Below are 17,913 nucleotides of genomic sequence, written 5' to 3' on the forward strand. Positions count from 1 at the left end.
CCAGGGGCGTGACGTCGGGTTTTGGGGGCCGATGGGTGGCCGAATGGCTGATGTGGGCGGTGGGGGGTCCTTCTTAGGGTGGGGAGGGGATTTTGTCAGGTTTTTAGGTGAGAGGTGTGGTTTCTCGTGGCGCGCGTGGTGGTGGCGGGGCGGCTGGTCGCAGCGGTCGCGTCCGTGGCCCTGCTGGGCGGGGCGGTCGTCGGATGCGGCTCCGGGACGGACGGCGGGAAGGACGGCGGGAAGGCCGTGGCCTCCGAGGTGCCCGTGCGGACCAGTCCGATCGCGGACGTGCTCGCGGGGCTGCCCGCGGCGGTGGACGGGCCGAAGATCGTCGTGGGGAAGCCGGACGCGCCGCGTACGGCGCAGGTGCTGGTGGATCCCAAGTGCGGTTACTGCGCGCGGTTCGAGGAGGCCGGCGGGGAATCCCTGCTGAAGCTGGCGGAGGCCGGGCAGGTGCGGATCGAGTACCTGCTGGCCTCCTTCCTGGACCGGGGCGGGGCGAGCGGTTCGGTCAAGGCGGTCAACGCGCTGCGGGCGTCGGTGGATTCCGGGAAGTTCGCCGAGTACCACGCGGCGGTCTTCGCCAGCCAGCCGAAGGGGAAGTTCACCGACGAGCTGCTCCTGAAGATCGCGGACCGGGTGCCGGGGCTGCGCGGGGCGGCCTTCGACGCGGCGGTGAAGGACGAGAAGTACAAGGGGTGGGTCGCGGAGGCCGAGAAGGGCTTCGAGGCGACGGGCGCGCAGGCCACGCCGATGGTGCTGGTGGAGGGGAAGCCGGTGGGGTCGAAGGACGGCTCGCTCTTCGACGCGGGCGCGTTCACGGGGGCGTTGCGGGGGGTCGGGATCGGGGCGGCGGCCTAGGCGGGACCCGGGGCGGGACCCGGGGCGGGACCCGGGGCGGCGGCAGGCCCTGGGGTCGAGGGCAGGCCGTGGGGCCGGCGGTAGGCCGTGAGGGGTCGGCGGTAGGCCGTGGGGCCGAGGGCAGGCCCTAGGGTCGGGGTATGGACGGTGTGGCAGCGGGTGGGCCGGGCGGGCCGGATGGGCCGGGTGGGCTGGGTGGCTCGGGTGGTTCGGGCAGCCAGGGCGCCTCGGGTGGGCCGGGTGGCTTGGGTGCGCCGGGTGGGCTGGGCGGCCGGCGTGGCTCGGGGCGTGGTGGGTTTCGGGGGGTGCCCAAGGGGTTCGTTCGGGCGCAGGTGCGGGACAACGGGGCGGCCGGGCGGGAGTTCACCGATGCGCTGCCCGCGCGGGTGGACGACTTCCTGGAGCGGTGGGAGCTACGGGTCACCGGGCCCGGGATGTACGGGGTGACGGCCCTGGTGCTGCCGGTGGAGCGGGCCGACGGGACGCCGGCGGCGCTGAAGCTCCCGGCGCTGGACGAGGAGAACGCGGGGGAGGCGCTCGCGCTGCGCGCGTGGGCCGGGGAGGGCTGCGTACGGCTGCTGGCGGACGACGCGCCGACCGGCACGCTGCTGCTGGAGCAGCTCGACGCGGGGCGGCCGCTGTCGGCGCTGGCCGTACGGGACTCCGGGCAGGCGGTGGAGCAACTCGGCGGGCTGCTGGCCCGGCTGACGGCGGTCCCGGCGCCGGCCGGGCTGCGGCGGCTCGGGGACGTGGCGGCGGCGATGCTGGAGGCGGTGCCGGGTGCGCTGGCGCAGCTGGCGGACGGCCGGGAGCGGGGGCTCCTCGCGGACTGCGCGGCGGCGCTCGCGGAGGTGGCGGGGGAGCCGGGGGACCGGCTGCTGCACTGGGACCTGCACTACGACAACGTCCTGGCGGGCGGGCGCGAACCGTGGCTGGCCATCGACCCGAAGCCGCTCGCCGGCGATCCGGGGTTCGAGCTGCTGCCGGCGCTCGTCAACAACTTCCGTGCGCGGGAGGTGCGGTGGCGCTTCGAGGCGCTCGCGGAGGCGGTGGGGGCGGACCGGGAACGGGCCCGGGCGTGGACGCTGGGGCGGGTGCTGCAGAACTGTCTGTGGGACGTGGAGGACGGGGACCGGCCGGCGGGGAGGCAGCTGAGGATCGCGGAAACCCTGCTGGGGCGGGACGCGCGGGGTGCGCGGGGCCCGCGCGGTGGCTCGTAGGGTGCGGGCATGATCCGTAGCGCCGTCGTCAGCGACGTACCCGTCATCCACGCCATGATCCGCGAGCTCGCGGAGTACGAGAAGGTGCCGCACGAGGCGCGCGCCACCGAGGAGCAGCTGCGGGAGGCGCTCTTCGGGGAGCGGCCGGCGGCCTTCGCGCACCTGGCGGTGACGGAGGAGGGCGAGGCCGTCGGGTTCTCGCTGTGGTTCCTGAGCTTCTCGACGTGGCGCGGGGTGCACGGGATCTACCTGGAGGACCTGTACGTCCGTCCGGGCGTGCGCGGCGGCGGCCACGGGAAGGCGCTGCTGCGGGAGTTGGCGCGGATCTGCGTGGAGCGCGGGTACGAGCGGCTGGAGTGGTCGGTCCTGAAGTGGAACGAGCCGACGATCGCCTTCTACGAGGCCCTGGGTGCGCGGCCGCAGGACGAGTGGTCGGTGTACCGGCTGACCGAGGGGGCGCTGGCGGAGCTCGGGGGCGAGTAGGGCGGGCGTGGCTCAGGGTTCCAGGACGACCTTGCCGGTCGTGGCGCGGGTCTCCAGGTCGTGGTGGGCCGCGGCGGCTTCGGCGAGGGGGTAGCGCTGGAGGGCCGGGCGCAGGCGGCCGGCGGCGGCTTCGGCGAGGGCGCGGGTTTCGAGGAGGCGCAGGGGGTCTTCGCCGCCGGCCCGCTGGAGCATGGCGGGGCCCAGGACGAACTGCGTGGTGATGCCGCGGGCGTCCAGGGCGGCCTGTTCGGCTCCGGTGAGGTCGAGGGGGCCGCCGGACCAGCCGAAGACGAGGTGCCGGGCGCCGTCGCGGAGCAGGGCGAGGGCGGTGCGGGCGACGTCGCCGCCGACGGAGTCGAAGAGGACGGTGGCGCCGTCGGGGTGGTGGGCGCGGAGGGTGTCGGACCAGTCCGGGGTGGTGTAGTCGAGGGCGAGGTCGGCTCCGTTGGCGGCGGCCCGGGCGGTTTTGGCGGGGCCTCCGGCGAGGGCGACGACGGTGGCTCCGGCGTTCTTGGCGTACTGGACCAGGAGCGTGCCGATGCCTCCGGCGGCGGCGGGGATGAGGGCAACGGAGCTGGGGCCGAGCTCGGCGAACTGGAGGATGCCGAGGGTGGTGCGGCCCGTGCCGATCATGGCGACGGCGGTGGCGGGGTCGAGGCCGGGCGGGACGGCGTGCAGTCGGGCCGCGTCGGCGACGGCGTACTCGGCGTAGCCGCCGGGGGCGAATCCGAGGTGCACGACGACGGGCTGCCCGAGCCACGCGGGGTCCGTGCCGGGGCCGAGCGCGTCGACCGTGCCGGCGACCTCGCGGCCGGGGATGGTGGGCAGCTCCGGGAGGGGGGCGGGCGGGCCCTGGACGCCGCGGCGGAGCGAGGTGTCGAGGAGGTGGACGCCTGCGGCGGCCACGGCTATGCGGACCTGGCCGGGGGCGGGGACCGGGAGGGGGACGGACTCGGGGGTGAGGTTCTCGGCGGGGCCGAAGGTGTGGAGGCGGATGGCCCGCATCTGGGTGGGCGCCGTGGTGGTGGTCATGGGGACAGGGTCCGACCTCAAGTGGGGTTGAGGTCAAGGGGTGCTGTCCCCTACCCGCCCTTCGCCCGTTCCCCGGGCTGCGCCCGGACCGCTTCTGGGGCTCTGCCCCAGACCCCGGTCCTCAAGCGCCGGACGGCTGAAGGTGCCGGGCGGCTGGGAGTGTCCGGCTACGCCGGGACGCGGGGGAAGCGGGACTGGAGGGTCCAGATGACCGGGTTGTCGGCGAGGCCGTCGTGCATGTCGATGAGGTCCGCGATCAGGTCGTGGAGGAAGTCGCGGGCTTCGCGGCGCAGCAGGCGGTGGCTGAAGGTGAGGGGGGCTTCCTCCGGCGGCATCCAGTCGGCCTCTACGTCGACCCAGCCGAAGCGGCGCTCGAAGAGCATGCGGTCCGAGGACTCGGTGAAGTCGAGTTCGGCGTACTGGCGGTTGGCGGAGCGGCTGCCGCGCGGGTCCTCGTCGAGCTTCTCGACGATGTCGCAGAGCGCCCAGGCGAAGTCCAGTACGGGTACCCATCCCCAGGCTGTGGACACTTCCCGGTCCGCGTTGGTGTCGGCGAGGTAGACGTCCCCGCAGAACAGGTCGTGGCGCAGCGAGTGGACGTCCGCCGAGCGGTAGTCGGTCTGCGGGGGGTCGGGGAAGCGCCGGGAGAGGGAGTAGCCGATGTCGAGCACGTACCCGATGGTGTCACGTGCGGAGCGGCGGGACCCCCGGGGGCGGATGCGGCCAGAGGTGCCGGAGCGCGGATCAGAGTTCCTGATGCCCCCGGGGGGTGTCGGGTCCGCCGGATGGAGCTCGGCGCGTCGGCGGCGGCCGCGGTGCCGGTGCCCCCGGGGGATCGGCGCGGCGTACGAGCGGGATCTCGTACGGATGGACGATGCGGTCCGTGCCGGGGGCGATGCCGTCAGGGGAGGAGGCGCTGCTCCTTGGCCACCGAGACCGCGCCCGCGCGGGTGTCGACGCCGAGCTTGTCGTAGATGCGGCCCAGGTGGGTCTTGACCGTCGCCTCGCTGATGAACAGGGCGCGGGCGATGTCGCGGTTGCCGAGGCCGCGGGCGAGCTGGCCGAGGATGTCGAGCTCACGGTCGGTCAGGGTGGGCCGGGTGCCCCGCATGTGGGCCATCACGCGGCTGGCCACGGGGGCGGAGAGCGTGGTGCGGCCCTGGGCGGCGGAGTGGATCGCGGCGAAGAGCTCCTCCGGGCGTTCCGCCTTCAGGAGGTAGCCCGTGGCGCCCGCGCCGATGGCCCGGGTGATGTCCGCGTCGGTGTCGTAGGTGGTCAGGACCAGGACGTGCGGGGGGTTCTTGGAGGCGGCCGTGATGCGGCGGGTGGCCTCCACGCCGTCGATGCCCTCGCCGAGCTGGAGGTCCATCAGGACCACGTCGGGGCGGAGTTTGGCCGCGAGCGCGACCGCCTCCTCACCGCTGCCCGCCTCGCCGAGCACCTCGATGTCCGGCTCGCTGCCGAGCAGGGCGAGCAGGCCGGCGCGGACCACGACGTGGTCGTCGCAGAGCAGGATCGTGGTCATGGGGTGTTCTCCAGGGGGATCGGCGGGGGGCTCGACAGAGGGTTCGACAGGGGGATCGACGCCGACAGGACCGTGCCCTCGCCCGCGGTGGATTCGATGGTCAGGGTGCCGCCGAGCTGGCGGACGCGGGCGCGCATCGCGGGGAGGCCGTGGCCGCGTTCCCCGGCGGCGGCGCGGAGCTGGGTGAAGCCGTGGCCGTCGTCGGCGATGTCCAGGACGACCTGGTCGCCCAGGAAGCTCAGGGTGAGGGCCGCGGTACTGGCCCCCGAGTGCTCCCGTACGTTCGCCAGCGCGCCCTGTGCGATGCGCAGCAGCGCCTGCTCCGCGCGGTCGGGCAGGGGGACGGGCGCGCCCTCCAGGTGGAAGCGGACCTCGATGTCCGGGCCCGCGTCCAGCGCGCGCAGGGCGTCCGGGAGGCCGGCGCCGCCGGCGAGTTCGGGCGGCGCGAGGTCGTGCACCAGGCGGCGGGCCTCGGCGAGGCCGCGGGCGGCGATGCCGGTGGCGGTCCGCACGTGTGCGCGGGCGGTGCCGGGGTCGGTGTCCCAGGTGCGGTCGGCGGCCTGGAGGAGCATCTGCTGGCTGGACAGGTGCTGGGCCAGCGTGTCGTGGATCTCCATCGAGAGGCGCTGGCGTTCGGCGAGGGTGCCCGCGCGGCGCTCGGTGGCGGCCAGTTCCCGGCGGGTGCGGATCAGGTCGTCGATCAGGGTGCGCTGGGCGGCCGCCTGGCGCTCCATGTGGACGAAGACGGCGGTGGCGAGGGCCGCGACGGCGGGCGGGGCGAGGAGGAGGTTGGGGTCGAAGGGCTGGTTGCCCGAGGTCTGGGCGAGGCGGAGCTGGGCCGCTACGACGAACAGGGTCAGCACGGCCACGAGGACGACGGCCGCGCGGGGCGGGAGGGTGCGCAGGGCCGTGTAGAAGAGCGGTACGGCGCACCAGGCGAAGCTCGGCGCGAGGACGACGAGGACCACCCAGACGGCCACGACCAGGCCGAGCCAGAGGAGGCGGCGCAGGGTGGGGGCGGCGCCGAGGGCGGGGCCGAGGACGTAGAGCAGGGCCAGGGTGATGCTGAGGGCGATGATCCACGGGGTGCGGGGTTCGTCGGGGTGGCGGAGGAGGAAGCGGGCCACGGAGGCGCCGAGGAGGAGGAAGAAGGCGGTGTGCATGACCGTGGCCAGGGCGCGGGTGTCCTGGGGGGGTGGGGTGGTCGCCTGGCCCGGCGGGGGCGGTGTCGTCGGCGGGGCCGATGTGGTCACGGGGTGCTCCTGGAAGTGGCGCGTTTGTCCATGATGCCGGGTTGGTGTGGGGTGCGGGTGGGTGGGCCCTGCGGGGCGGAGTCCCCTACCCGCCCTTCCTCCGTTCCCCGGGCGCTGCCCGGACCCGCGCCTCAAACGCCGGCGGGGCTGGGTGTGTCCCGGGCTCTGCCCGGACCCCGGTCCTCCAGCGCCGGACGGGCTGGAGGGGGGTGCCGGGCTTCGCCCGGACCCCCCGGGGCTCCGCCCCGGACCCCGGTCCTCAAACGCCGGACGGCTGAGCGGGCGCGCCCGAGGGTTCAGGTAAGCCGTCGTCGGAAGCGTTGCGCATCAGCCGATCGGTTGACCCTGGGGTCAACCGGTGGGGGGCGGGTTCGGAGCCGGTACGGGGACGGGTGGGAGGGGGTGGCGGGGAGAGGGTTGGAGCAACGGCAGGACAGCCCGCCGTGCCGACGTTCACAGGAGCAGCAGACATGAAGACCCGCACCCGCGTTCTCACCGGTACCGCCGTCGCCGTCGCCCTGGGCGCCGGAGCTTTCGGTGCGGTCAGCGCCAACGCCGCCCCCGCCGCCGCCCCCGCCGCCGCCGTCGCGAAGAAGGACGGCGACAAGAAGAACTTCACCACCACCACGCACCTCACCATCGACGCCGCCACCCGCGCCGCGCAGGCCGCCCTGGACGCCGCCGAGCAGGAGAACCAGAAGGTGACCGTCGCGGTCGTCGACCGCAACGGCAACACCATCGTCACCCTCCGCGGCGACGGCGCCGGCCCGCAGTCCTACGAGTCGGCGCAGCGCAAGGCCTACACCGCCGTGTCCTGGAACGCCCCGACCTCGGTGCTGGCCGGCCGCCTCGCGCAGGCCCCGAACCTGAAGGACATCCCCGGCACCCTCTTCCTCGGCGGCGGCACCCCGGTCCAGGTCGAGGGCGCCCCGGTCGCGGGTGTCGGTGTGGCCGGCGCCCCGAGCGGTGACCTGGACGAGAAGTTCGCCAAGGCCGGCGTGGACGCCCTCGCCAAGTAACGAGGACCACTACGTCACGGGACGTAGTCTCGAACGCGTGCATCCTCGCGTTCTCTCCCGCCTAGCCGCCCCTGCGGTCGCCACCCTGCTCGCCCTCACCACGGGCTGCACGGGGGAGACCGTGCAGGGGCGGCCGGGTGCGTCGGGGGTCCGCGATCCGTTCTTCCCCAAGGCCGGCAACGGCGGCTACCAGGTCGAGCACTACTCCCTGGACCTCGACTACGACCCGGCCGACGGGCTCCTGCACGCCACCGCCGTCCTCACCGCCCGCGCCGAGCAGGGGCTCAGCTCCTTCAACCTCGATCTGAGCGGGCTCGAGGTGGAGGGCGTGAGCGTGCAGGGCGTCGGGGCCCGCTTCAACCGCAGCGGGAACGAGCTGACGGTGCGCCCCGCCGAGGACCTGGAGGAGGGGGAGGTCTTCCGTACGGAGATCGACTACTCCGGCCGGCCCAGGACCATCACCGACCCCGACGGGTCCGAGGAGGGGTGGATCGTCACCCCGGGCGGCAAGGGCGCGGTCGCCGTCGGCGAACCCGTCGGGTCGATGGCCTGGTTCCCCGGCAACCACCACCCGAGCGACAAGGCCACGTACGACATCAAGGTGACCGTCCCGCGCGGGTACGAGGCCGTGTCCAACGGTGAGCTGCGCTCCCGTACGGAGGAGGCCGGCGGGCGGACCGCCTTCGCCTGGCACTCCGCGGAGCCGATGGCGAGCTACCTGGCGACCCTGGCCGTCGGGAAGTTCGAGGTCACGACCGGCCGGACCCCCTCCGGGATCCCCGTCTACACGGCCGTCTCACCCGGGGAGGCGGCGGCGAGCAAGGACGTGCTCGCGCGGCTGCCCGAGATGGTGGAGTGGGGCATCGGGCGGTTCGGCCCGTACCCCTTCTCGGCGACGGGCGCCGTCGTGCTGCCCGCGCACAGCCTCGGCTACGCCCTGGAGACGCAGACCCGGCCGGTGTTCCCCGGCGCGCCCGGCAGCGAGGAACTGGTGCTGCACGAGCTGGCGCACCAGTGGTTCGGGGACTCGGTGTCGCCGGAGTCCTGGAAGGACATGTGGCTCAACGAGGGCTTCGCGACCTACGCCGAGTGGCTGTGGTCCGAGGACCACGGCGGGCCGAGCGCGCAGCAGCACTTCGACGCCTACCTCGCCGGGGACACCCGGGTCGACGGTGAGGCGGGCTCGGACTGGGACGCCTTCCCGCCGGCCGCGCCGAGGAGCGCGAAGGAGATCTCCGGGTCCCCGGTGTACGGGCGCGGGGCGATGGTCCTGCACCGGATCCGGCAGGAGGCCGGAGACGAGAAGTTCTTCGCCCTCGTACGGGGCTGGGCCGCCGAGCACCGGCACGGGAACGCGAGCACGGCCGACTTCACCGCCTACGCGGAGGAGAGCACGGGCCGTGACCTGGGCGCGGTCTGGGACGAGTGGCTGTACGGGAAGGACCGCCCGAAGGCGCCCAGGGCGTCCAAGGCGCCGTAGCCCCGCTCTGGGGTCCACGGCGCCCACGAGCGCCTACAGCGCCTACAACGCCTTGCGCAGGACCGTGCAGGGGCGGCCCGCCGCGCGGTCGGCGGCGTGGCGCAGGGTGACGTAGCCCTGGGACTGCCAGAAGGCGAGGCCCTTCTCGTTGGCGTCGAGCACCGCGATCCGTACGCCCGTCCGGCCGGCGGCGCGGAAGCGGTCCTCGACCATGGCGACCACGGCGCGGCCGTAGCCCTCGCGGTGCGCGGTGGCGTCGATGAGGAGGAGCCCGATCCAGGGGTCGGGGTCGTCGGACGCCGGATCCGGATGTTGGGCCAGGGTGGCGGCCAGGCCTACGAGGCGTCCGGCGGAGCGGGCGAGGAGGACCTCGGCGCCCTCGTGGGCGAGCTCGTCGGCGAGGGCGGCGGCGACCTGCTCGACCGTGATGCGGCCGGGGTCGGGGAAGTCTCCGCTGAGCTCGAAGAACGCGTGGTTGGTCGCGTAGAGCGTGGCGATTTCGGAGAGGACCGGGCCCGGTAGGGCGCCGTCCTCGACGGGAGCGAGCGGCAGGAGGATCACGTACGGAACGGTAGCGAAGCCCCCTCCCCGGACGGCCGGGAGGGGGCTCCAGCTGAGTCGCGTCCGTGGACGCGGGTGCTCAGGGTCAGACGTTGACGCCGAAGTCCTGGGCGATGCCGGTCAGGCCGGAGGCGTAACCCTGGCCCACGGCGCGGAACTTCCACTCGGCACCGTTGCGGTAGAGCTCGCCGAAGACCATGGCGGTCTCGGTCGCCGCGTCCTCGGAGAGGTCGTAGCGGGCGATCTCGGTGCCGCCGGCCTGGTTCACGACGCGGATGTACGCGTTGCGGACCTGGCCGAAGTTCTGGCTGCGGGTCTCGGCGTCGTAGATGGAGACCGGGAAGACGATCTTGTCCACGTCGGCCGGCAGGCCGGCGAGGTTGACGTTGATGGCCTCGTCGTCGCCCGCGCCCTCGCCCGTGCGGTTGTCACCGGTGTGCACGATGGTCTGGTCCGGGGTGGACTTGTTGTTGAAGAAGACGAAGTGGCTGTCCGAGACGACCTTGCCGAGCGCGTTGACCGCGATGGCGGAGGCGTCCAGGTCGAAGTCGACACCGGTGGTCGTACGGGTGTCCCAGCCGAGGCCGACGGTGACCGCCGCGAGGCCCGGGGCCTCCTTGCTGAGCGAGACGTTTCCGCCCTTGGAGAGGCTTACTGCCATGGTGACTGGTGTCCCTTCCTAGTCTCACTTGGTCTCACTTGTCGTATCGACCGTGAGGATGCCCAAGTTACCGCTGACCTTCATAACGCGGGGAGAGGGGCGCGAGGTTCCGCATTCGCGGAATTGTCCGCGGGCCGGGCGGGCGCCCCCTCCTTCCACAAATGCGGGTGACGGGGCCCCGGCGGGCACGGATCATAGGGGCATGCCTGGTCCTTATGTCATCCGCGGTTCGGTCGTGCTCCCCGAGGGCGAGCTCGCCTGGCGCTTTTCGCGGTCCTCCGGGCCGGGCGGCCAGCACGTGAACACCTCGGACTCGCGCGTGGAGCTCCTCTTCGACGTCGCGGCGACGAAGTCGCTGCCCGACGTGTGGAAGGAGCGGGCGCTGGAGCGGCTGGCGTCCCGGCTGGTCGACGGGGTGGTGACGGTACGGGCCTCCGAGCACCGCTCCCAGTTCCGCAACCGGGAGATGGCGCTGGTCCGGCTGGCCGCGCTGCTGGCCGAGGCCACGGCGCCGCCGCCGAAGGCCCGCCGGGCGACGAAGATCCCCCGCGGGATCAACGAGCGGCGGCTGCGCGAGAAGAAGGCCCGCGGCGAGACCAAGCGGGGGCGCACGGCGCGGGACTGGTAGGGCCGGGAGGGACTGGGGAATCGGGGCGGCTCAGGGCGCCAGGTGCCGGTAGCGGCCCCGGAAGTAGGTCAGCGGTGCGGAGTCCGGCGCCGGCTGGGTGGCGGTGAGCACGTGGCCGATGACCAGGGTGTGGTCGCCCGCCTCCACGCGGTTCTCCGTACGGCACTCCAGGGTGGCCAGCGCCCCCGACAGCAGCGGGGCGCCGGAGACGCCGCCGCGGGTCCAGGGCAGGTCCGCGAAGAGGAGCCGGTCGCTGATGCGGTTCTTCATCGAGAACCGGCTCGCGATCTGGAGCTGGTGGTCGGCGAGCACCGATACCGACCACAGCGGCTGCTCGGCCAGCAGGTCGTCCATCCGCGAGCCCTCGCGCACGCTGACGAGGACCAGCGGCGGTTCCAGGGACACGGACATGAAGGCGGTCGCCGTCATGCCGACGTCCTCGCCGCGCGGGCCTCCGGCCGACAGGGGCGGCTCCTGCGCGGTGATCAGGCACACGCCCGCGGTCAGTCGGGACATCGCGGCCCGGAACTCGTCGTTGCTCACCCCCTCAGCATGGGGTGCGGGGAGGGAAAGTGATGTCACAGGGGTCGTAAGGGGCACGGTCGGGACGCTACTGTCACCCCTCGCGCGGCGCATCGGGCGGAGGTCCGAGCCGCGCCCCCGCCTCCTGACCTAGGTCGGCCCGGTCCGGCCCGGTCCGCCCCGGCTCCGGCGTATCGTTTGCTTCCGTGAATGAACCGGAAGCGGGACCGGGGGCCCGAAGCGGCGCGGGGTCCGGAACGGGCTGGATTGGTCCCGTATGGCGATGGTTGTACCGTCTCCCCCAGTCATCTCATGTGACTTGAGTCACAGAGAGCAAGATTTGTTGACCCTGTGTACCTGCCGCACAGCTCACTGTGATTCAGTGGACGGGACACCGCAACGAAGCGCCGATGACAAACCTGGAGTTGCTGTCGAGGTCTCGGGGAGAGCGAGCAATGGAGACCGAGTCGGAGCCGTACGTCCGTCTTGCGACCCTGCGGCAGCTGCACCGGGTGGTGGCCGAGCTCAACACGGCCAGGAGCCTGGCGGACACCCTGCAGACCGTCGTGGACGGCATCGTCCTGGGTCTCGGCTACGAGCTCGCCTGCGTCAACCTCGTTCGCCCCGACGGTGATCTGGTCGTCGCCGCCTTCGCGGGGGACCCCGCCGCCGAAGCCCTGATCACCGGCCGAGTCGGCTCGCGCGCCTCCTGGGAACGCCGCCTGACGATGGGTGAGAACTGGGACGGCCTGCGCTTCATCCCGCACACCGAGGGCTGGGTCCTCGTAGAGGACGACGTCCCCCAGTGGCACACCGAGGGCCCCGACCCGCGGTTCGAGGACGAGTGGCACCCCGAGGACCGGCTCTACGCACCCATGTACGCCTCCGGCGGCGAGCTGCTCGGCGTGGTCTCCGTGGACCGCCCGCGCAACGGGCGCCGGCCCGGCGCCTGGGGCCGCGAAGCGCTCCAGATGTACGCCTTCCAGGCAGCGATTGCGATCAGCAACGCCCGGCTCCGGGCGAACATGCAGCGGGCCCTGGTCCGCCTCGAGCGCGAGCAGCAGGCCCTGCGCGCCAGCGAAGAGTCGTTCCGCCAGGCCTTCGAGTACGCGCCGAGCGGCATGGCCATCGCCGAGATGGGCGGAGACCAGCACGGCCGCCTGCTGCGCACCAACGACGCGCTGTGCCGGCTGCTGGGCCGGCCCGCCTCCGTGCTGCGCCGCTACTCCTTCTCCGACCTCGTGCACCCCGAGGACATCGGCACCCTGCTGCGCACCTCCGCCGAGGGCGGCCGCGCCGAGCTCCGGCTCGGGCGGCGCGACGGAACGTACGTCTGGGTCTCGCTGCGCAACTCCGTGGTCGCGGACGCCGCCGACGGGCCGCGCTTCCTGCTCACCCACGTCGAGGACATCGAGGAGCGCAAGCGGCACGAGCTGCAGCTCGCCCACCGGGCCAGCCACGACTCGCTGACCGGCCTGCCCAACAGCGCCGAGCTGCGCTCCCGGCTCGGCGCCCGGCTCTGCCGCCGCCCGCAGTCGGTGCGCGCCACCGCCGTGGAGGCGCTGGACGCGGCCTTCGAGACGCGGCCCGCGGCGGAGGGCACCGCGATCCCCGGCGAGCACAGCGGGTACGGGGAGCACGGCGGGCACGGGTTCCGGCCCGACGGCTTTCCCGAGCCCTTCGAGTTCCCTGGGGGCATGGCCGGCGGCTCCGCCGCGGTGGGCCCGTACGACCACCACGTGCACACGGTCGCGCCGGCGACCGACATCGACGACGGTACGAAGGGGCTCGCGGTGCTCTTCTGCGACCTCGACGGGTTCAAGTCGATCAACGACCGGTTCGGGCACCACACCGGCGACGCGGTCCTGATCGAGGTGGCCCGGCGGCTGACGACGGGCGTCAGGGACGGTGACACGGTCGCCCGGCTGGGTGGTGACGAGTTCGTCGTCCTCGCCGACGGGCTGGGCGCCGCCGACGCCGCCGATCTTGCCGTGCGGCTGCGCAACGCCATCATCCCGCCGATCCGGGTGGACGGCCGCGCGGTCCGCGTGGGGGCCAGTTTCGGCATCGGCTGGGCGAGCTGCGGCATGTCCGCGGACGAGGTCCTGCGCTCCGCCGACCAGCGCATGTACATCGAGAAGCGCTCCCGTTCGAAGGCGCACCGCCGGGCCGGGTAAACTCTCCGGCCGCCCGTGGGCGCACCTGTTCGGGGTAGGCTCCCCGGGGTCGAAAGGAGTGACCTGCGATGACGACGCCCGCGAACAACGGCCCGAACAACGGGGCGAACCAGCCCGAGGACGACGACCCGTTCGGCTATCTCTACGCGGACGGCCAGGCCGCCGGAGCCACCCCGCCCGGGCAGGGCGGCGGATACGGCTACCCCGGACCCACGGTCGGCGGTCAGCCGGGCGGCCCGCAGCCGGGCGTGCCCAGGACCTCGTACAACCAGGTCCGCACGGTCGGCGACCGCCCCTACGGCGGCCAGCGCGGGCCCGCTCCCTACCAGCAGGTCCCGCCGCAGCAGCAGTCCCCGGGCTACCAGGCCCAGTACCAGGCCCCCGAAGCCCTCCAGGCGGGCGGCTACGGCGTCCCGCCGCAGCAGCAGCCCCCGCAGTACACCCAGTCCGTGCCCCTGCCGGGCTCCGGCGGCGGCCACGGCGGCGGCGGGTCCAGCCGCAAGGGCATGCTCATCGCGGCCGTGGCGGTGGTCGCCGCGGTGGCGATCGGCATCAGCGCGGCGGTGATCTTCGGCAAGGACAACGAGAAGGACAAGGGCCAGAACACCGCGAACACGGGCCAGAGCCCGTCGGCGCCCGTCCAGAACACCCCGTCGGGCCAGCCGAGCGGCTCCGCGTCCGCGGACGCCCCGCTGCCGAAGGGCGACGCGGGCGGCGCGGGCATGGTCATCAGCGGTGGCGCTGCGCTGGAGAGCGCGGTGCCGGGGGCCAAGAGCGCGGGCGGCCAGTACGTCGGCGGCTTCACCCAGCAGGGTGCCGCCGTGACCTGGACGATGGAGGTCCCCAAGGCCGCCGAGTACACCTTCCGGATGTATTACGGCGTGCCCGGCAAGGACGCCAGCATGACGCTGACGATCAACGGCCAGCCGCAGACCCGTGCGATCAACATGAAGAACTTCGCGAAGGCCGCCGAGGGCGCCTGGGACAAGGGCTGGACCAACACCTACTCGTACGTGAACCTCAAGCAGGGCACGAACACCATCAAGATCTCCTGCGAGGCGGGCAACTCCTGCGAGGCGGTCATCGACCAGTTCGTGCTCGAGAAGCGCTGATCCGCCTTACACACGAAGGGTCCTAACCCTCCGTCACCTTCACCGACCCCCGTACCTCCTCGTAGGTGCGGGGGTCGAACTCGCCCGCCACCGGGGAGGTGACCGTGGCTGCCGAGAGGGCCACCGCGCGGGTCAGGCGGTCCGGCCAGTCCAGGCCTTCGGTGAGGGCCGAGAGGAGGCCCGCGACCGCGGAGTCGCCGGCGCCGGTGGGGTTGCCCGTCAGGGGGCGCGGCGGGGCCGCCCGCCAGGTGCCGCGGGCGGTGGCGGCCAGCAGGCCGGCCGGGCCGAGCGAGGTGACCACGGCGTGGGCCCCGCGCCGGCGGGCGCCCTGGGTGGCGGGGAGCGGGTCGCGGGACCCGGTCAGCTCGGCGAGCTCGGCGGCGTTCGGTTTGATCACGTCGGGGCGGGCCGCGACCCCGCGGCGCAGCGCCTCGCCGCTGGTGTCGAGGAGGACGGGCACCCCGGCCGTGCGGGCCGCCCGTACGAGGGTCGCGTAGGCCCCCACGGGCACGCCCGGGGGCAGGCTGCCGCACAGGGCCACCGCGCGGGCGCCGCCCGTCAGCAGGGCCTCGTAGCGGGCGAGGAACCCGGACCACTCGGTGGCGGTGATCAGCGGGCCCGGTTCGTTGAACTGCGTGGTGTCCCCGGAGGCCTCGTCGACGACGGCCAGGGTGCGGCGGGTGGTGCCGGAGCAGGGGACCAGCTCGTCGCGGACGCCGGGGGAGGAGGCGGCGAGCCGGTCGCGGACGAGGTGGCCCGTGGGGCCGCCCGCGAAGCCGGTCGCGGTGACCTCGTGGCCGATCGCGGCGAGCACGCGGGCCACGTTGAGGCCCTTGCCGCCGGGGCGTTCGGTGACCTCGGTGACGCGGTGGGAGGCGTGCGCGAGCAGGCGCGGCACGCGGTAGGTGACGTCGAGTGCGGTGTTGAGCGTCACGGTCAGGATCATGGCGGGCCCCGGGGTTTGGTGGTGCGGGGATCATGCCAAATGGGAGAGCGGTCGGCCCAGTACCCGGGGCCGACCGCTTTCCGGTCCGTGTGCCTACTTGCCCGCGCGCGGGTCGACGATCCATTCCCCGCGCCGCATGACGCCCTTGACGTCGAAGGCGGCGTCGAGGACGACGAGGTCCGCGTACTTTCCGGGCTCCAGCGAGCCGACCTGGTCGTAGACGCCGATCAGCCGGGCCGGGTTGGCGGAGATCGCCTGGACCACGGACTCGACGGGGAGCTTGTCGAGGGTGACCGACCGCTTGAAGGCGGTGTCCAGGGTGAGGGTGGAACCCGCGATGGAGCCGCCCTCGACGAGGCGGGCGACGCCCTCCTTGACCTCCACCTCCAGCGGGCCGAGGTGGTAGGTCCCGTCGCCGAAGCCGGCCGCGTCCATCGCGTCGGTGATCAGCGCCACCCGGTGCGCGCCCGCGTGGTGGAAGGCCAGCTCCAGCATGGCGGGGTGCAGGTGGACGCCGTCGTTGATCAGCTCGACGGTGACCCGCTCGTCCTCCAGGAGCGCGGCGATCGGGCCCGGGGCGCGGTGTTCCAGGCCCGGCATCGCGTTGTAGAGGTGGGTGGCGACGGTCGCGCCCGCGTCGATGGCCTGGAGCGTCTGCTCGTACGTGGAGTCCGTGTGGCCGATCGCCGCGATGACCCCGTGCTCGGCGAGCAGCCGTACGGAGTCCAGTCCGCCGGGCAGCTCGGTGGCGAGGGTGAACATGCGGGCGGCGCCGTGCGCGGCGTCGACCAGCTTGCGGACCTCGGCCGGGTCGGGGTCGCGCAGGAGGTCCTCCTTGTGCGCGCCCTTGCGGCAGGGGTTGATGAACGGCCCCTCGAAGTGGATGCCTGCGATGTCGCCCTGCTGGGTCAGCTCGGCGAGCAGTCCGGCGCGGCGGGCGAGCTCGTCCAGGTCGCCGGTGACGGTGGAGGCGACCAGGGTGGTGGTGCCGTGCTCGCGGTGGGTCCGTACGCCCTGGAGCACTTCCTCGGCGGTGCCGGAGGTGAAGGAGGCGCCGCCGCCGCCGTGGTTGTGCATGTCGACGAAGCCGGGGACGAGCCAGTGCCCGGTCAGGTCGACGACGGCGGAGTCCTCGTGGGCGCTGCCGGCGAGGCGCTCGCCGTCGACGATGAGGCGTCCGCCCTTGACGATGCCCGTGGGCAGCACCACGTCGGCGCCGGAGAGAACGGTGCTGCGGCCCACATGTGCGCTTCCGGACATCAGGCTGGTACCTCCGTGGCGAGTAGATCCCAGGCGAGCAGCCCTGCACCCAGGCATCCGGCGGTGTCCCCGAGGGCCGCCGGAACGATGTGGGGCAGCCGCTGGAACGTCACGCGTTCCTCCACGGCCGTCCGTAGTGGTGTGAACAAGGTTTCCCCGGCCTCGGCCAGTCCGCCACCGATGATCAGCGTGCGCGGGTCCAGCAGGGTGATCGCGGTGACCAGCCCGTCGGCGAGGGCGCCGATGGCGGCGAGCCACACCTCCCGGGCCCGCTCGTCGCCGGACTCCACGGCCTTGGCGCAGTCCGCGGCGTCGGCCTCGGGATCGCCGGAGGCGGCCGCCCAGGCGCGGCTGACGGCGGAGGCGGAGGCGAGCGTCTCCAGGCAGCCGCGCTGGCCGCAGCCGCAGGCGGGACCGCCGGGGCGGACCACGATGTGGCCGATCTCGCCCGCGTACCCGTGCGCGCCGGCCTCGATGCGGCCGGCGATGCCGATGGCTCCGGCGATGCCGGTGCCGAGGGGGACGAACAGGAAGCGGTCGGCGCCGCGCCCCGCGCCGATGCGGCCTTCGGCGAGTCCGCCCGTGCGGACGTCGTGGCCGAGGGCGACCGGGATGCCGCCGAGGCGTCTGCCGAGCAGTTCGCGCATGGGGACGTCGCGCCAGCCCAGGTTCGCCGCGTAGACGGCGATCCCGTTCTCGGCGTCGACGATGCCGGGCACGGCCACGCCGGCCGCGGAGGCGGTGGCGCCGAAGCGTTCCCGGCCGAGGTCGAGGAGCTCGGCGGCGAAGTCCTGGATCGTCTCGACGACGGCTTCGGCGCCCCGCTCGCGGCCGGTGGCGCGGCGCGCCTCGTGGAGCAGGGTGCCGTCGGCGGCGACGAGGGCGGCCTTCATCCCAGTGCCGCCCACATCGAGGGCGATGACGTGTTTCACGGGTTTCACGGGTGACAGTCTCGCGTGATCGGAGGGCAAAGGTCTAGTCCACTGAGAGGGATTGTTGAGTGGCCATACAAATTCAGGACCTTCGGCGGTGCGCGGGCCGGTACGCGGGTGCGTGCGGGGGTGCGTGCGGGGGTCTGTACGTGCGCACGCGTGCAGGCCGTGTGCACGTTTGGGGCCGGATGTTGACGGGGGTGAAAAGTGGTGTAGACCTTTACGCGAATCGTATGGAACA

The 17,913-nt window shown here is 73.5% G+C and carries 18 protein-coding genes; 8 read left to right on the forward strand and 10 right to left on the reverse strand.

Annotated features, from left to right (window positions below):
- Window positions 1–126: 126 nt before the first annotated feature.
- From NLX94_RS32085 to NLX94_RS32095, 3 genes are all read left to right on the forward strand, one after another.
- Window positions 127–861 (forward strand): thioredoxin domain-containing protein, encoded by a 735-nt coding sequence (locus NLX94_RS32085; protein ID WP_254386634.1) that lies wholly within the window; start codon window positions 127–129, stop codon window positions 859–861.
- A gap of 305 nt (window positions 862–1,166) precedes the next feature.
- Complete coding sequence (locus NLX94_RS32090) at window positions 1,167–2,081, forward strand: aminoglycoside phosphotransferase family protein (RefSeq protein WP_254386635.1); 915 nt, start codon at window positions 1,167–1,169, stop codon at window positions 2,079–2,081.
- Window positions 2,082–2,090: 9 nt separating this feature from the next.
- On the forward strand, window positions 2,091–2,564 hold the full coding sequence (locus tag NLX94_RS32095; RefSeq protein ID WP_254386636.1) for a GNAT family N-acetyltransferase: 474 nt from the start codon (window positions 2,091–2,093) through the stop codon (window positions 2,562–2,564).
- A gap of 12 nt (window positions 2,565–2,576) precedes the next feature.
- On the opposite strand, the gene NLX94_RS32100 is transcribed toward NLX94_RS32095, so the two are convergent.
- From NLX94_RS32100 to NLX94_RS32115, 4 genes are all read right to left on the reverse strand, one after another.
- Window positions 2,577–3,569, reverse strand: coding sequence for a zinc-binding dehydrogenase (locus NLX94_RS32100; protein WP_254386696.1), 993 nt, complete (start codon window positions 3,567–3,569; stop codon window positions 2,577–2,579).
- A gap of 194 nt (window positions 3,570–3,763) precedes the next feature.
- Window positions 3,764–4,267, reverse strand: a complete 504-nt coding sequence (locus NLX94_RS32105; protein ID WP_254386637.1) for a hypothetical protein — start codon at window positions 4,265–4,267, stop codon at window positions 3,764–3,766.
- A 230-nt stretch (window positions 4,268–4,497) separates the two neighbouring features.
- A complete protein-coding gene (locus NLX94_RS32110; RefSeq protein ID WP_254386638.1) occupies window positions 4,498–5,121 on the reverse strand; it encodes a response regulator transcription factor in 624 nt (207 codons plus the stop codon).
- Window positions 5,118–6,284 carry a sensor histidine kinase gene (locus NLX94_RS32115; protein WP_254386697.1) on the reverse strand — a complete coding sequence of 389 codons (1,167 nt, stop codon included), beginning with the start codon at window positions 6,282–6,284 and terminating at the stop codon, window positions 5,118–5,120. Before NLX94_RS32115 ends, NLX94_RS32110 begins: the two co-directional genes overlap by 4 nt.
- 560 nt (window positions 6,285–6,844) lie before the next feature.
- On the opposite strand from NLX94_RS32115, the gene NLX94_RS32120 reads away from it, so the two are divergent.
- A complete protein-coding gene (locus tag NLX94_RS32120; protein ID WP_254386639.1) occupies window positions 6,845–7,393 on the forward strand; it encodes a heme-binding protein in 549 nt (182 codons plus the stop codon).
- A 37-nt stretch (window positions 7,394–7,430) separates the two neighbouring features.
- Window positions 7,431–8,873 (forward strand): M1 family metallopeptidase, encoded by a 1,443-nt coding sequence (locus NLX94_RS32125; RefSeq protein ID WP_254386640.1) that lies wholly within the window; start codon window positions 7,431–7,433, stop codon window positions 8,871–8,873.
- 42 nt (window positions 8,874–8,915) lie between these two features.
- On the opposite strand, the gene NLX94_RS32130 is transcribed toward NLX94_RS32125, so the two are convergent.
- Entirely contained in the window at window positions 8,916–9,434 is a 519-nt protein-coding gene (locus tag NLX94_RS32130) for a GNAT family N-acetyltransferase (protein ID WP_254386641.1), read from the reverse strand.
- Between the two features lie 85 nt (window positions 9,435–9,519).
- Complete coding sequence (locus tag NLX94_RS32135; RefSeq protein ID WP_254386642.1) at window positions 9,520–10,095, reverse strand: TerD family protein; 576 nt, start codon at window positions 10,093–10,095, stop codon at window positions 9,520–9,522.
- Between the two features lie 202 nt (window positions 10,096–10,297).
- On the opposite strand from NLX94_RS32135, the gene arfB reads away from it, so the two are divergent.
- The gene (gene arfB / locus NLX94_RS32140; protein ID WP_254386643.1) at window positions 10,298–10,723 is read left to right on the forward strand and encodes an alternative ribosome rescue aminoacyl-tRNA hydrolase ArfB; all 426 of its coding nucleotides are present in this window, start codon (window positions 10,298–10,300) and stop codon (window positions 10,721–10,723) included.
- 30 nt (window positions 10,724–10,753) lie between these two features.
- Here the strand turns inward: arfB and NLX94_RS32145 are convergent, their stop codons facing one another.
- The gene (locus tag NLX94_RS32145; RefSeq protein WP_254386644.1) at window positions 10,754–11,359 is read right to left on the reverse strand and encodes a flavin reductase family protein; all 606 of its coding nucleotides are present in this window, start codon (window positions 11,357–11,359) and stop codon (window positions 10,754–10,756) included.
- Window positions 11,360–11,700: 341 nt separating this feature from the next.
- Here NLX94_RS32145 and cdgB point away from each other — a divergent pair, with 341 nt between their 5' ends.
- A complete protein-coding gene (gene cdgB / locus NLX94_RS32150; protein ID WP_254386645.1) occupies window positions 11,701–13,422 on the forward strand; it encodes a diguanylate cyclase CdgB in 1,722 nt (573 codons plus the stop codon).
- Window positions 13,423–13,490: 68 nt separating this feature from the next.
- A complete protein-coding gene (locus NLX94_RS32155) occupies window positions 13,491–14,534 on the forward strand; it encodes a CBM35 domain-containing protein (protein WP_254386646.1) in 1,044 nt (347 codons plus the stop codon).
- A 22-nt stretch (window positions 14,535–14,556) separates the two neighbouring features.
- Here NLX94_RS32155 and NLX94_RS32160 read toward each other — a convergent pair whose 3' ends face one another.
- The 3 genes from NLX94_RS32160 to NLX94_RS32170 all read right to left on the reverse strand — a co-directional run bounded on the left by NLX94_RS32160 (window position 14,557) and on the right by NLX94_RS32170 (window position 17,672).
- Window positions 14,557–15,480, reverse strand: a complete 924-nt coding sequence (locus tag NLX94_RS32160) for a 1-phosphofructokinase family hexose kinase (RefSeq protein WP_254386647.1) — start codon at window positions 15,478–15,480, stop codon at window positions 14,557–14,559.
- Window positions 15,481–15,573: 93 nt separating this feature from the next.
- A complete protein-coding gene (gene nagA, locus NLX94_RS32165) occupies window positions 15,574–16,740 on the reverse strand; it encodes an N-acetylglucosamine-6-phosphate deacetylase (protein ID WP_254386648.1) in 1,167 nt (388 codons plus the stop codon).
- On the reverse strand, window positions 16,740–17,672 hold the full coding sequence (locus NLX94_RS32170) for an ROK family protein (protein WP_254386698.1): 933 nt from the start codon (window positions 17,670–17,672) through the stop codon (window positions 16,740–16,742). Before NLX94_RS32170 ends, nagA begins: the two co-directional genes overlap by 1 nt.
- Window positions 17,673–17,913: the final 241 nt, after the last annotated feature.

Origin of the sequence: Streptomyces sp. TBY4 (assembly GCF_024213195.1) — a bacterium.
Lineage (GTDB): Bacteria > Actinomycetota > Actinomycetes > Streptomycetales > Streptomycetaceae > Streptomyces.

Bases quoted from the DNA above. Each gene is read 5' to 3' on its own strand.
- NLX94_RS32095 (WP_254386636.1), top strand. From the start codon at position 2,091: ATGATCCGTAGCGCCGTCGTCAGCGACGTACCCGTCATCCACGCCATG.
- NLX94_RS32100 (WP_254386696.1), bottom strand. From the start codon at position 3,569: ATGCGGGCCATCCGCCTCCACACCTTCGGCCCCGCCGAGAACCTCACC.
- NLX94_RS32110 (WP_254386638.1), bottom strand. From the start codon at position 5,121: ATGACCACGATCCTGCTCTGCGACGACCACGTCGTGGTCCGCGCCGGC.
- NLX94_RS32115 (WP_254386697.1), bottom strand. From the start codon at position 6,284: ATGCACACCGCCTTCTTCCTCCTCCTCGGCGCCTCCGTGGCCCGCTTC.
- NLX94_RS32120 (WP_254386639.1), top strand. From the start codon at position 6,845: ATGAAGACCCGCACCCGCGTTCTCACCGGTACCGCCGTCGCCGTCGCC.
- NLX94_RS32135 (WP_254386642.1), bottom strand. From the start codon at position 10,095: ATGGCAGTAAGCCTCTCCAAGGGCGGAAACGTCTCGCTCAGCAAGGAG.
- arfB (WP_254386643.1), top strand. From the start codon at position 10,298: ATGCCTGGTCCTTATGTCATCCGCGGTTCGGTCGTGCTCCCCGAGGGC.
- NLX94_RS32145 (WP_254386644.1), bottom strand. From the start codon at position 11,359: ATGCGCCGCGCGAGGGGTGACAGTAGCGTCCCGACCGTGCCCCTTACG.
- cdgB (WP_254386645.1), top strand. From the start codon at position 11,701: ATGGAGACCGAGTCGGAGCCGTACGTCCGTCTTGCGACCCTGCGGCAG.
- NLX94_RS32155 (WP_254386646.1), top strand. From the start codon at position 13,491: ATGACGACGCCCGCGAACAACGGCCCGAACAACGGGGCGAACCAGCCC.
- NLX94_RS32160 (WP_254386647.1), bottom strand. From the start codon at position 15,480: ATGATCCTGACCGTGACGCTCAACACCGCACTCGACGTCACCTACCGC.
- nagA (WP_254386648.1), bottom strand. From the start codon at position 16,740: ATGTCCGGAAGCGCACATGTGGGCCGCAGCACCGTTCTCTCCGGCGCC.